The 12626-nt window shown below is 47.6% G+C and carries 13 protein-coding genes; 6 read left to right on the top strand and 7 right to left on the bottom strand.

Annotated elements, in window-relative coordinates:
* The first annotated feature begins 150 nt into the window (after positions 1 to 150).
* Together MJQ52_RS06360 and MJQ52_RS06355 are read left to right on the top strand one after the other, a co-directional pair.
* On the top strand, positions 151 to 1554 hold the full coding sequence (locus MJQ52_RS06360) for an amino acid permease (RefSeq protein ID WP_014304702.1): 1404 nt from the start codon (positions 151 to 153) through the stop codon (positions 1552 to 1554).
* Between the two features lie 114 nt (positions 1555 to 1668).
* Positions 1669 to 3024 (top strand): sodium-dependent transporter, encoded by a 1356-nt coding sequence (locus MJQ52_RS06355; RefSeq protein WP_191073299.1) that lies wholly within the window; start codon positions 1669 to 1671, stop codon positions 3022 to 3024.
* A 36-nt stretch (positions 3025 to 3060) separates the two neighbouring features.
* Here MJQ52_RS06355 and MJQ52_RS06350 read toward each other — a convergent pair whose 3' ends face one another.
* The 3 genes from MJQ52_RS06350 to sigM are packed head-to-tail and all read right to left on the bottom strand — an operon-like array spanning position 3061 to position 4896.
* Positions 3061 to 3351 (bottom strand): anti-sigma-M factor, encoded by a 291-nt coding sequence (locus MJQ52_RS06350; protein ID WP_003155315.1) that lies wholly within the window; start codon positions 3349 to 3351, stop codon positions 3061 to 3063.
* On the bottom strand, positions 3339 to 4415 hold the full coding sequence (locus MJQ52_RS06345) for an anti-sigma factor (RefSeq protein ID WP_088005355.1): 1077 nt from the start codon (positions 4413 to 4415) through the stop codon (positions 3339 to 3341). Before MJQ52_RS06345 ends, MJQ52_RS06350 begins: the two co-directional genes overlap by 13 nt.
* A complete protein-coding gene (gene sigM, locus MJQ52_RS06340) occupies positions 4405 to 4896 on the bottom strand; it encodes an RNA polymerase sigma factor SigM (protein WP_003155312.1) in 492 nt (163 codons plus the stop codon). Before sigM ends, MJQ52_RS06345 begins: the two co-directional genes overlap by 11 nt.
* A 238-nt stretch (positions 4897 to 5134) precedes the next feature.
* Between sigM and MJQ52_RS06335 the strand changes: the two genes are divergently transcribed.
* Positions 5135 to 5734 carry a lysophospholipid acyltransferase family protein gene (locus tag MJQ52_RS06335; protein WP_003155309.1) on the top strand — a complete coding sequence of 200 codons (600 nt, stop codon included), beginning with the start codon at positions 5135 to 5137 and terminating at the stop codon, positions 5732 to 5734.
* 45 nt (positions 5735 to 5779) lie between these two features.
* Here the strand turns inward: MJQ52_RS06335 and MJQ52_RS06330 are convergent, their stop codons facing one another.
* On the bottom strand, positions 5780 to 7114 hold the full coding sequence (locus MJQ52_RS06330) for a hemolysin family protein (RefSeq protein WP_017417354.1): 1335 nt from the start codon (positions 7112 to 7114) through the stop codon (positions 5780 to 5782).
* A 61-nt stretch (positions 7115 to 7175) separates the two neighbouring features.
* A complete protein-coding gene (locus MJQ52_RS06325) occupies positions 7176 to 7601 on the bottom strand; it encodes a MerR family transcriptional regulator (protein WP_014304704.1) in 426 nt (141 codons plus the stop codon).
* A gap of 179 nt (positions 7602 to 7780) precedes the next feature.
* Here MJQ52_RS06325 and MJQ52_RS06320 point away from each other — a divergent pair, with 179 nt between their 5' ends.
* From MJQ52_RS06320 to MJQ52_RS06310, 3 genes are all read left to right on the top strand, one after another.
* Positions 7781 to 8965 carry a pyridoxal phosphate-dependent aminotransferase gene (locus MJQ52_RS06320; RefSeq protein ID WP_025649535.1) on the top strand — a complete coding sequence of 395 codons (1185 nt, stop codon included), beginning with the start codon at positions 7781 to 7783 and terminating at the stop codon, positions 8963 to 8965.
* 32 nt (positions 8966 to 8997) lie between these two features.
* Entirely contained in the window at positions 8998 to 10242 is a 1245-nt protein-coding gene (locus MJQ52_RS06315) for a beta-ketoacyl synthase N-terminal-like domain-containing protein (protein ID WP_094247107.1), read from the top strand.
* 229 nt (positions 10243 to 10471) lie between these two features.
* Positions 10472 to 11860: a hemolysin family protein gene (locus MJQ52_RS06310; protein WP_003155303.1), complete on the top strand. Its 1389-nt coding sequence runs from the start codon at positions 10472 to 10474 to the stop codon at positions 11858 to 11860.
* A gap of 13 nt (positions 11861 to 11873) precedes the next feature.
* Here MJQ52_RS06310 and crcB read toward each other — a convergent pair whose 3' ends face one another.
* Together crcB and MJQ52_RS06300 are read right to left on the bottom strand one after the other, a co-directional pair.
* The gene (gene crcB, locus MJQ52_RS06305; RefSeq protein WP_024085072.1) at positions 11874 to 12233 is read right to left on the bottom strand and encodes a fluoride efflux transporter CrcB; all 360 of its coding nucleotides are present in this window, start codon (positions 12231 to 12233) and stop codon (positions 11874 to 11876) included.
* Positions 12230 to 12625 (bottom strand): fluoride efflux transporter FluC, encoded by a 396-nt coding sequence (locus tag MJQ52_RS06300; protein ID WP_070081569.1) that lies wholly within the window; start codon positions 12623 to 12625, stop codon positions 12230 to 12232. The genes crcB and MJQ52_RS06300 overlap by 4 nt, the downstream gene beginning before the upstream one ends.
* Between the last annotated feature and the right edge of the window lies 1 nt (position 12626).

The raw sequence follows: 12626 nt of genomic DNA, 5'->3' as shown, positions 1-12626 counted from the left end.
TATTTTCATTTTTATATTTTTCGCTATAATATGATGTAGGAGAAAGGAATGATGTGCTGAAACATTTCATGCGAAAAATAAGAATTTAGTCATTATTGCTATTGTTATCTGAATATTCTAACATATATTGATTTACAAGGAGTGAAGCAGATGAAGGGGAGCATATTCAGAAAGAAAAGCATTCAGGACCTGCTTGCCGCAACGGGCGGGGAAAAGTCGCTGAAAAGAGAGTTAGGGGCCTTTGATCTGACCCTTCTGGGGATAGGGGCCATCATCGGAACGGGAATTTTTGTATTAACCGGAACAGGAGCTGTCACGGCGGGGCCGGGGCTGACTGTTTCATTTGTCATCGCCGCTCTTGCATGTTTATTTGCGGCTTTGTCATATGCCGAATTTGCTTCAAGCGTCCCGGTTTCCGGTTCCGTCTACACGTTTACTTATGCGACACTGGGTGAACTTCTCGCATTTATCATCGGATGGGATTTAATCTTGGAATATATGCTCGCCGTCAGCGCGGTTTCGGTCGGCTGGTCCGGCTATTTTCAATCATTCTTGGCGGGCTTCGGCATTCATCTTCCGACTGCATTAACGGCCGCGCCGGGATCCATTAAAGGCACGGTCACATTCTTTAATCTCCCCGCATTTGTTATCGTGCTTGCGATTACATTCCTCCTCTACTTAGGCATTAAGGAATCGAAGCGGGTCAATAATATTATGGTCATTTTGAAGGTTCTGGTTGTTCTATTGTTTATCGCCGTTGCGGCCGTATATGTCAAACCTCACAACTGGCAGCCGTTTATACCGATGGGGTTCGGCGGTGTTTTCAGTGCCGCGGCGCTCGTTTTCTTCTCTTTTATCGGTTTTGACGCCGTCTCTTCCGCCGCTGAAGAAACGAAAAATCCGGCGAAGGATCTGCCGAAAGGAATTATCTTTTCATTAATCGTCTGCACTGTGCTGTATGTGACCGTATCGGCGATTATGACGGGCGTCGTTCCGTTTGCCCGCTTTGAAGGCGTTGACCATCCCGTGTCTCTCGTCCTGCAGATGGCCGGACAGAATTGGGTGGCCGGGATTATTGATATCGGTGCAGTGTTGGGAATGACAACGGTGATGCTCGTCATGCTGTACGGCCAGACGAGGGTGATGTTTGCCATGTCCCGTGACGGTTTGGTGCCGGGGGCGCTTTCAAAAGTCCATCCGAAGCATAAAACGCCGCACGTGGTGACATGGGTGTTCGGCATCCTGTCGGCATTACTCGGCTCACTCGTCCCGCTTGATGAGCTGGCGAAGCTGGTGAACATCGGCACGCTTGCCGCATTTGTCCTGATTTCAGTAGCGGTTATCGTATTGAGAAAGAAACAGCCTGATCTGCCAAGAGCTTTTAAATGTCCGGGGGTTCCCTTTATTCCGATATTATCCATTCTGTTCTGCGTATTTTTGATTATTAACCTTGGCGCCACCACCATATTCCGTTTCTTTATCTGGCTGATCATCGGTCTGGTGATTTATTTCTTATATTCGAGAAAGCATTCGAAATTAAACGGGGATTTGTAAGGAGCGGCACCCGCCGCTCCTTTTTATTTTTCGGAATAATGAAACATATTGAAATGGGCTTAAGTTATCGCAGCGAATAAGGGATAATATAGGGCGGAAGGGAAGTGGAAAGTCGTGTCTGACCAAAAAAGGGTTCAATGGGCCTCAAAAATAGGATTTATTATGGCCGCTGCCGGTTCGGCGATCGGCCTGGGAGCCATTTGGAAGTTCCCTTACGTAGCGGGTACGAACGGAGGAGGCGCTTTTTTTCTTGTATTCGTCCTCTTTACCGTGCTTTTAGGCTATCCGCTTTTGCTCGGTGAATTTATTTTCGGAAGACGGAGCCAGACAAATGCGATTGATGCCTACAAACAAGCCGCGCCGAAGTCGGTATGGCACCTCACGGGTTATGTGGGTGTGGCGGCCTGTTTTTTAGTTTTGTCTTTTTACAGTGTTGTCGGCGGGTGGATTTTGCTTTATGTGTTAAAAACTGTTACGGGTTCTTTATCCGGGCTCACTCAGGAGCAGTACGGAACGGTGTTCGGGACGGTCATTGAAAATCCGATCCAGACTCTCGCCGCGCAGCTTGTATTTATGATCTTGACAGTGGCGGTCGTCGCAAAAGGCGTGCAGAAAGGGATTGAACGTGTCAGTGCGGTGCTGATGCCGGTTTTATTCGTGCTGTTTCTATTGCTTGTGCTGCGATCAGTCACGCTCGATCATGCCGTTGAGGGGATTAGATTTTTATTGGTTCCGCACTTTGAAGATTTGACGCCGGAATCCATCCTATATGCTTTAGGACAGGCGTTCTTTACATTAACGCTCGGCGTTTCGGTCATGGTGACATACAGTTCGTATCTGCCGAAAACCCAAAACCTTCCGGGATCGGCGGGTTCCATTGTTGTGATGAATGTGCTCGTCACGCTGTTTGCGGGACTGGCCATTTTTCCGGCGGTTTTTTCGTTCGGCTTTAAACCGGATGAAGGGCCTACACTGCTGTTTACCGTACTGCCGGCTGTGTTTGACCGGCTGCCGTTCGGCTCGCTGTTTTTTATCAGCTTTCTGGCGGTCTTTTTCTTCGCCGCGCTGACTTCGGCCTTTTCGATGGTGGAAATTATCGTAGCGACTGTCGGGAAAGGTGATGAAACGAAAAGGAAGAAGCTGTCGTGGACAAGCGGTCTGCTCATTTTCTTAGTCGGAATTCCGTCCTGTTTATCATACGGTGTTCTCGGTGATGTTCATTTGTTCGGAAAAACGTTTTTTGATCTAGCGGATTTCACAGTGAGCAATGTGCTGATTCCGCTCGGCGCTTTATTAATATCAATCTTCATCCCGCTGAAAATACCGAAGCGGGAGCTGTTCGCCGAGATGAAAAGCGGTTCCGCCATCGGCTATCGTTTCTTTCAGGTGTGGTATTTCCTTCTGAAATATCTCGTGCCGCTGGCTATCATCGTCGTATTGCTGCATTTAATCGGCGTTCTTTCATTTTAAAAAAACAGGCCCCCGTAAAAGGGCCTGTTTTTATGTTTAAAAACCGAATTGCAGATTCGTATCAACGGCAACGATCGTATATACACAAACAATGACGAAAAGGTTGAGGATGACACCGAGCAGTCCCGGGCCCGTCCGTCCTTTTTTAATAAACAGCTCAATGATGCCGAACGGCACGGCGGCCATCGCAAACGGCAGCATCTGATAAGAATAGAAAGTCACATTGCTGATGATTGCCACGTTCAACAGCAGCAGCGACAAAATCGCGGTACCGACTGATATCCAGCCGAAAACATTATGCTCTTTAAAAATTCTTACCAATTCCATAATTCCACCTCACCGATGTTTGCTGCTTTTACTGTTTTATTTTTCAGCAGACGTTCGATTTCTTTTGTCGGCCCCGTCACGACAGAGCCGTATACGTTCATTCCGTGATGTTCAACATAGTCGATTCGGCTGCCAAGATTCATGTCTTTGCGTTTCGATATTGCATGAGCCCATTTTTTATGGCGGGACATAAATTCAAGGGCATTGATAAATTGTTCACGGTCTGTCTGTCCTTGCGTTTCGAAAGAGGACACCATCTTGGAATCTTTCCCGGGAAATCCTAACGGCTCGGCATAAGGACTGTCTTTCAGATTTTTCTCCGTTTCGACCGCGTTCCATAAAAACTTCACATCGTATTTTTTAAAAGTTGAATATACTTGAGAAGAAGGGTAGGCCCGGTCATAAGAAAGATAGACCTCCGCCACGCTTCCTTCAGGCAATTTTTTTAATGTCTGTCCGGCTTTGTCAATCGTGCGTTCCTTTAAGCCCGAAGGATGGGCGAAATAATGCTTTGCCTGTGCCGCGTCTAGATCATAGTAGTTAACGGCAGGCGATTTGACCGTATCTAAAAACATTTCAATCCGTTCTCCGCCGACGGATTTCGTTTTTGTGCCGATCTGCTTTTGCAGCGGAAACTCTGTATTCATTCCAAACAGCTTCACCTGGCTTTTCAGTCCGGAGGTATCGACGAGGACGTTCGGCATGGTGGTCGCGACCGTCACGGCCGCGGTTTCCATTAATTGATTGCCTGTGCTTTCCTTTCCTCCCAGACCGTAATAGAGGTAGCTTCCCAAAGTGCAAAGCGGCAAAATCATCAAAGTGGAGATGACGGCGAGAACTGAAATCCGCAAATACGATTTGCGTTTTCCGTATGACAAAATGGCCTTCTGTTTTTCCGGGCTGATGCCGACGTCCCATTCCCGGTCGTCCTGCATTTCGCTTTCAATCAACTCCTGATAGACTTCCAGCTTTTCCAGCTCTTCTTCAAAGGCGGCCATTTCCCGGTCGCTCATTTCTCCATTTTTGTATTGGTAAAAACGCTTTTTAAATTCTTCATTCATCATTAACACCTCTATTATAAAGTGCTTTCAGCCGCTGTCTGGCACGAAATAAAACACTTTTAAAATTAGCCTCTGAAATATTCATAATATGGGATGCTTCTTTGTAATTCAGTTCTTTTAAATAATACAGTGTTAAGGCCTCCCGATAATTGTCGGGAAGTTCGGACATATACCCTGTCAGCACTTCCTTGATTTCAATCTGATGAGCCGGGCTTTGAACAGCCGTCTGAAAAAGGCTCCCAATTAAGTCATCGGAAATGGTCACTTCCTTTTTATGTTTTCTGACATAATCTATAAACGCATTTCTCGCCACTTGAAAAAGCCATGGCTTTACTTTGCTGTGGTCGTAGGAGTGAATGTGTATGTATGCCCTCATAAAGGTTTCCTGCAGCAAATCTTCAGCGAGATGCTTGTCTTTTGTCATGGAGAGCAGGAACCGGTAAACATCATTCATATACATTTGGTAAATTTCATCGATCGTCACTGCCTTTTCTCCCCTCTATGTTATACACGCATAAGAAAGGTTTAAAGTTGCACGTTCCATGCAAACGGCTTAAATTCATTTTCACCTCATCAAACACCATTTCTCTATAGTACCCAAAATCCGTCATAAAAGATAGAGATCGGCGGAGGAAAAATATATTTATTAGTACCAGGTAATAAAAAATATTGTTATAATAGAGAGAGAACACTTTTGATCATTACAACAAAGGAAGTGCGTTATGTATAAGTTTTGTGCAAATGCCATCAAATTCATTCTTTCTCTGCGCGGAGGAGTCAAAGTATACAATAAAGAGAATCTTCCGTCTGATAAAGGATTCGTTATCGCGTGCACGCATGCGGGCTGGGTGGACGTCCTCACGCTCGGTGTCGGGATATTGCCCCATCAGATTCATTATATGGCGAAAAAAGAGCTGTTTCAGAAAAAGTGGATCGGAAGTTTTTTAAAGAAGATTCACGCGTTTCCGGTTGATCGTGAAAATCCGGGTCCGAGCAGCATTAAAACGCCGATTAAGCTTCTGAAGGAAGGGAAGATTGTCGGGATTTTTCCGAGCGGCACGAGAACTTCTGAAGACGTCCCGCTGAAAAGAGGGGCCGTGACCATCGCCCAAATGGGGAAAGCGCCGCTCGTTCCGGCCGCATATAAAGGGCCGTCTACGGGAAAAGCGCTGTTTAAAAAGGGAAAAATGCGGCTTATCATCGGCGAGCCGATTTTTTTGGAGGACTTTTCCGATCTTGCGCCGAAGGAGAGGCTTGCGGCCATGACAGAAGAGCTGAATGCCAGAATTAAAGAGCTTGAGAAAAAACTTGAACAACTGTAAATGAAAAAAAGCTTGCCGTCTGTATCAGACGCGCAAGCTTTTTTGTTATGCTTCTTTTTGTTCGGCGGTTTCCAGCAGTTCATCAAACGCCAGTTTTTTCACTTCGATATATGCGACGTGGTGGCCGTCAATTTCATTAATGATAAATTCGCAGCCTTCTTCGATAATCGAGTCGTATTGTTCGACGTCGTATTTCTGGGTAAGGAACCAGCCGCCGATGGTGTCGACCTCGTCATTTTCTAAATGGATGCCGAGGAGTTCGTTCACTTGATCAATCAGGACCTTGCCGTCAAGCATGTAATGGCCGTCGCCGAGTTTGCGGATTTCATTGATTTCATCGATATCAAATTCATCACGGATTTCCCCGACGATTTCTTCAATAATGTCTTCAACGGTGACAAGCCCCGCGGTTCCGCCGTATTCATCCGACAGAATCGCCATATGAACCCGTTCCTTCTGCATTTTTACAAGCAGATCGTGAATCGGTGCCGACTCAATCACATGGATGATCGGATTGACAAAATCCGTAATGGGCGAGTCGACTGATACTTCGCCGCTGATGCAGGCGGTCAGCACCTCTTTAATGTTAATAACGCCGATAATATTATCTTTGTCACCCTCTTCGACAGGGTACCGGGTATATTTTTCAATCTGAATGATATCCATCATTTCAGAAATTTTGATATCATGCGGCAGACTGACGATTTCCGTACGCGGAATCATGATTTCTTTTGCAAGTCTGTCGTCAAATTCAAAGATTTTGTTCACATATTTAAATTCAGACTGGTTGATTTCACCGCTTTTATAGCTTTCCGATAAAATGATGCGCAGCTCTTCTTCAGAGTGGGCAAGCTCATTTTCAGACACCGTCTCCAGACCGAACATCTTCGTTAAAAGACGGGCGGAGTTGTTCAGAAGCCAGATAAACGGGAACATGATGCGGTAAAACCAAATGAGCGGTTTCGAAAACAGCATTGAAACGGCTTCCGCTTTCTGGATGGCGACTGTTTTCGGCGCCAATTCTCCCACGACCACGTGTAAGAATGTAATGATCGCGTAGGCGAGAATAAATGAAATAATATGCGATAATGAGCTTGGTACGTTTATCTTTGTGAAAAGCGGATGAAGCAAGCGTTCAATCGTTGATTCGCCTAAGACACCAAGACCGATGGAAGTCAATGTTATGCCGAGCTGGCACGCCGATAAATACTCATCTAAATGCGTGGTCACTTTTTTGACACCGATTGCGGCTTTATTTCCTTCTGCTATAAGCTGGTCAACCCGTGAGCCTCTGATTCTGATTATCGCAAACTCAGATGCTACGAAAAATGCCGTCAGCGCGATTAAAACCGCGACTAAAATCAAATTCACAATGTCCAATTAGAACCTTCACTTCTTTTGGGAAGATGAAGGTAACACCTCCTGTTAGTAAGATAATGGTTTAACTTAACAGCAGCATAAATGATTGAAGCACTGCAAGCTTTTCAGGAGCCAGCCTTTTTTTCAGCTGGGCGCGCTCCTCTGGTTCAAGCTTTTCAAACCGATTCAAGATCCCGGAGATGTTTTGATTCATGTGATCAATTTCCGATGCCAGATTTCCAACATCGTCAGGCAGGGCTGAAGAGGGAAACTGGTTCTCCAGTCGATCTTTTATATCAGACAGGGCCAATCGCTGCTTTTTACAAGCGACTATAAACTTTAACCGATTAAGTGCAAGTGTATCGTAGTAACGATAGTTCGAACAAGACCTGTCAGGCTTTAAAAGCCCGAGGTTTGTGTAGTAATCCACCGTGCGTTTCGTTACACCGGCAAGCTCTGCTAATTCACTGATGCGATAAGTCTCAGCCCCATCTAAATCCCTCCCCAACCATCACGTTATAGTTATGAGAATAGTTTAATATATGAAGGGGAGTTTGCACAAGTTTATTGTTTTCCGTCTTTCTCCTGAAACGGGGCGGCAGGCTGTCTGAAAAAGCGTTGACTGCGCCATGTAAATCTTTCATAATCATTGTAAATAGAAACGGCAGAAAAAGACAGAAGGGACAGATGACAGTGGCCGGTTTATCACGGGAAGTGACACAGAATCTGGAGAAAGGTTCATGGATACGCAAACTATTTGATGAAGGCGCTCGGCTGAAAAAAGAGTTCGGCGCCGATAAGGTGTTTGACTTTTCGATAGGAAATCCGGTTGCGGAGCCGCCTGAAACATTTAAAAAGGCGCTATGCGAAGCGGCTGAAACAGGACGGCACGGATACATACAAAACCAAGGGCTTCCGGAGGCGAGAGAAAAGGTTGCCCGCTTTTTGTCAGAGCGGTTTCAGACAGAAATTTCCGCCAGGCATACAGTTATGACGGTCGGAGCCGGCGGGGCGCTGAATGTCGCGCTGAAGAGCATTTTAAACCCGGAGGAAGAAGTCATCCTTCTTTCGCCTTATTTTGCGGAATATAAAGCGTATGTTGAAAATTACCGCGGCAGACCCGTCATCTGCCCGCTAACTGACTCATTTGAGATTGATATTGAAGCGGTTAAAGGTGCGATCACCCCCCGTACGAAAGGACTGATCGTTAATACGCCGCATAATCCGACGGGGACTGTGCTCAGCCAGAAAAACCTTAACGAATTAGGCGCCTTATTAAAAGAAGCCGAAGAGCGGAACGGCCAAAGCATATTTATTTTATTTGATGAACCGTACAGCCAGCTGATCTATGGAGAAGAGCAGGCGAATCCGTTTCAGGCGTATCACCGCGTGATTTTAGTCAGTTCGTTCAGTAAAGATCTCGGCATTGCGGGGGAAAGGCTCGGGTATATCGCGGCGGACGCCCAAATGCCTGAGGGCGATCTTCTGACGGATGCGTTCGTTTTCTGCAACCGGACGCTCGGCTTTGTGAACGCTCCGGTCATGATGCAGCGCGCCGTGGCGAAAATGGATGATCTTTCGATTGACGCTGAACCTTACAGAAAGCGGAGAGACCTTATGGTGGACATCCTCACAGAAGCCGGCTTCGAATTTGAAATGCCGAAAGGAGGCTTTTTCGTCTTTCCGAAATCACCGATTGAAGACGAAGTGGCGTTCTGCATGCATGCCGCACAGAAATACAAACTATTGATCGTACCCGGCAGCGGATTTGGAAAAAGCGGCTATTTCCGATTATCTTTCAGCGTGCCTTCGGAACAGATCAGATATTCGCGCGATATTTTCAAAGCACTGTATCAAGATTTTTCTTCATAGCTTCCAATACATAAAGATGGGAGAACGGACACATGTCGAGGAGAAATAATGGCACGTCAGACATCAGCATTACAGGAATCGGAGTCTTAACCGCGGTCGGACAAGGCAAGGAGGCGTTTCTCGCTGCGCTCATGGAGGGGCGGCACGCCTTTGATGTGATGAAACGCCCCGGCCGGCAGAAAGGCAGTTCGTTTATCGGCGCGGAGCTTAGCGAATTAACGCCGCCGGACGCGCTGTCGAAGCGCTTGTACCGAAGGGCCGCATTATCAGGAAAGACGGCGCTTATCGCTTTATATGAAGCGTGGCATGACGCTCAATTAGACGGCGCTGATCACAGCCGCACCGGTCTGATCATCGGCGGGTCGAATATGACGCAGCGCGAATTACTGCAGGCCTTTGAGAAAAACGGTGAAACACCGCAATTTGTAAATCCGACATACGGGCTTTCTTTTATGGATAGTGATTTGTCGGGGCTTTGTACGGAGCAATTCGGGATAAAAGGGCCGGCCTTTACGGTCGGCGGCGCGTCGGCAAGCGGCCAGGCGGCGGTTATCCAGGCTGCTCAAGGAATCAAAGGAGGCCTGTTTGACCGGTGCATCGTGATCGGGGCGCTGGCCGATCTGTCGTACATGGAGTGTCACGCTCTCCGTTCTTTGGGAGCGATGGGCACTGATACATACGCTGAACGGCCTGAAGCCGCCTGCCGCCCGTTTGACCGGCATACGGACGGGTTTATATTCGGAGAGGCGTGCGGGGCGATTGTGCTGGAGCGCGCTGAATCTGCCGAAGAGAGGGGCGCACGATCGTGGGCCGGCTTAAAGGGCTGGGGGATGGCTTCCGATGCGAACCGCAACCCGAATCCTTCAGCAGAGGGCGAAATGACGGTGATCCGCCAGGCGCTGGAGCGGGCCGGTCTTTCAGCGAAAGAGATCGATTACATCAACCCGCACGGCACCGGTTCGCCGATCGGAGATAAGACTGAATGCCGGGCGCTTTCTGAAAGCGGCCTGTCGCACGCGCGGATTAATGCGACAAAATCGATTACCGGACACGGTCTGAGTGCGGCCGGAACGGTGGAAATCATTGCTGTTCTCTTGCAAATGCGGGAAAACAAGCTTCATCCGATCCGAAACTTAACGGAGCCGATTGACGATTCATTTCAGTGGGTGACCGACGGGCCGAGCGTCCATACCGTACACCATGCGTTAAGCTTAAGCATGGGATTCGGAGGGATTAATACGGCGCTTTGTTTAGAAAATCATTTCCGAAGCAGATAACGGCAGCCTTCTTTTTGAAGGCTGTTTTTATATGATGAAAAATCTGAAAATGATGAAAGAATGGAGTTGTGATACAATAAACTATACAAATGACAATCATGCTTTGACTTAGGAGGTGGCAGGATGGGGCCCTCTGTGTAGTCAATCACCCATTTCGTTCCTCTCGCTTAAGAAAAAACGATGAAATCAGGAGGTGACGTCCTTATCCTTCAATTCGGGATAAGGTGAAATGGACGATATTGACAGTTTGATTTTAATCGGTGTGCTCATTGCGTTAACGGCATTTTTCGTGGCGAGTGAATTTGCAATCGTCAGAGTGAGGAGATCCAGAATCGATCAGCTCATCTCAGAAGGAAACAGACGGGCGGTGCTCGCAAAGCGTATCATTACGGATCTTGATGAGTATTTATCCGCCTCGCAGCTTGGCATTACACTCACATCCATCGGGCTCGGCGTACTGGGAGAGCCTGCATTTGAGCGGATGCTTCATCCTGTGTTTCAGGGCATGGGGCTGCCGGATTCAGCCGAGCATGTGATTGCTTTTGCTGCGGCGTACGGGCTGATTACGTTTTTACATGTCGTCGTCGGTGAGCTTGCGCCTAAAACGGTTGCGATTCAAAAAGCGGAAAAGCTGACGTTATGGATTGCCGGACCGCTTCGGTTATTTTACGTGTTCATGTTCCCGTTTATTTGGGTGCTGAACGGCTCCGCGAGAATTCTGACCGGTTTGGCCGGATTAAAGCCGGCATCTGAGCATGAAGGCTCCCACTCTGAAGAAGAGCTGCGGATCCTGCTGTCAGAAAGTTTAAAAAACGGAGAAATCAATCCGTCTGAATATACATTTGTGAATAAAATTTTTGATTTTGATAATCGGATCGCCAAGGAAATCATGATCCCGAGAAAAGAAATCGCGGCTGTTTCCACTGATATGGACGTGCCGGAAATGCTTGATATGATGCTGAAAGACAAATATACGCGCTGGCCCGTAACGGACGGGGACAAAGACAGTGTCATCGGTATGATCAATACGAAGCATCTCTTTTCAGATCTGCTGTTTATGACAGAAGATGAAAAAGCGGAAGTATCCATCATGTCTTACGTGCGCCCGGTGATTGAAGTCATCGAGACGATCCCGATACACGACCTGCTGATAAAAATGCAGAGAGAACGGATTCATTTGGCGATATTGTCTGATGAATACGGCGGAACGTCCGGTCTTGTGACGACCGAAGACATACTTGAAGAAATCGTCGGCGATATCAGAGACGAATTTGATGAGGACGAACAGCCGCAGATTCAAAAGCTGTCCGAACGCCATTATGTGCTGGACGGAAAGGTTCGGATCGATCAGGTGAATCATCTTCTCGGCGCAGAGATTGAAGAGGAAGTCGACACGATCGGCGGTCTTGTGCTGAAACGGAATATTGACATTTGTGCGGGTGAGTCGATACAAATCGGGGGATACACTGCCCTCATATTAGAAATGGACGGCCGGTTTATTAAACAGCTTGAACTCAAAGAAGAACAGGGCCGCCCGGGCGGTCAGGGGACAATAAACCGCCCGCTGCCCGTGCCGGAAACGGTCATGCTTCATAACGCAACCTTGAGCGAAAAATAAGCTCAAGGTTTTTTTAAATGGATATCATAACAAAGCCGCACCAGAACGCCAAAAGGCTTCCGGCTGCTGAAACAGCGATGTAGAGCAGGCTTTCCTTTATGCGGTTGTTCATCATCAGCTGCACGGCTTCAATACTGAAGGTGGAAAAGGTCGTAAACGCACCGAAAAAGCCCGTCGCGATGATGACGCCGGCAGAAGGATTATCCAGACCCAAGCCGGTGAATATGCCGAGGCCGAAGGAGCCGAGCAGGTTGACCGCAGCCATTCCAAGCGGAATCGGAAAACCTTTTGTTCTTTCTGAAATTGTCTTACCCAGCAGAGAACGTAATACCGCTCCGATACCCGCCGCGATAACCATCAGGACAATCGTCATGGCGTATCATGCCCCCTTCCCGCTGCGTGAAGGGCAATCCGCCGTCCCCAAAAAATGCCGGCGTATGCAAGGGCAAGACCAGCGAATAAAGTCGCGGCAGCATAACAAAAAGCCGCTGCGGGAGACGATTGCAGCAGAAAAATGGTTTCTTTTGCGAAGGTTGACATCGTCGTGAAACCTCCGCAAAAACCGGTTCCTAAAAAGGCGGTCAAAAGAGGGCGTTTAGCCCGAATGATGAAATAACCCGTAATAAGACCGAGTAAAAGGCTTCCCGCCGCGTTTTCGAGGAAAGTGGCACCAGGGAAAGATCCGCTGTGAATGTGCGCGCTCATTTCAAAGCGGAGCAATGCGCCAAGCGCGCCTCCGATAAAAATTGCGATGTATTGTTTCATA

This window comes from Bacillus sp. jun7, assembly GCF_051034795.1.
Classification (GTDB): Bacteria; Bacillota; Bacilli; order Bacillales; family Bacillaceae; genus Bacillus; species Bacillus velezensis.
The sequence above is the reverse complement of the archived record's forward strand: the minus strand, read 5'-3'. Positions and strand labels throughout refer to the sequence as shown.

What these genes read in the sequence shown, in the direction of transcription:
- MJQ52_RS06350 (WP_003155315.1), bottom strand. Translation starts at nt 3,351, where the DNA reads ATGGAATTGGTAAGAATTTTTAAAGAGCATAATGTTTTCGGCTGGATA.
- MJQ52_RS06345 (WP_088005355.1), bottom strand. Translation starts at nt 4,415, where the DNA reads ATGATGAATGAAGAATTTAAAAAGCGTTTTTACCAATACAAAAATGGA.
- MJQ52_RS06360 (WP_014304702.1), top strand. Translation starts at nt 151, where the DNA reads ATGAAGGGGAGCATATTCAGAAAGAAAAGCATTCAGGACCTGCTTGCC.
- MJQ52_RS06335 (WP_003155309.1), top strand. Translation starts at nt 5,135, where the DNA reads ATGTATAAGTTTTGTGCAAATGCCATCAAATTCATTCTTTCTCTGCGC.
- MJQ52_RS06300 (WP_070081569.1), bottom strand. Translation starts at nt 12,625, where the DNA reads ATGAAACAATACATCGCAATTTTTATCGGAGGCGCGCTTGGCGCATTG.
- MJQ52_RS06310 (WP_003155303.1), top strand. Translation starts at nt 10,472, where the DNA reads ATGGACGATATTGACAGTTTGATTTTAATCGGTGTGCTCATTGCGTTA.
- MJQ52_RS06315 (WP_094247107.1), top strand. Translation starts at nt 8,998, where the DNA reads ATGTCGAGGAGAAATAATGGCACGTCAGACATCAGCATTACAGGAATC.
- crcB (WP_024085072.1), bottom strand. Translation starts at nt 12,233, where the DNA reads ATGACGATTGTCCTGATGGTTATCGCGGCGGGTATCGGAGCGGTATTA.
- MJQ52_RS06320 (WP_025649535.1), top strand. Translation starts at nt 7,781, where the DNA reads ATGACAGTGGCCGGTTTATCACGGGAAGTGACACAGAATCTGGAGAAA.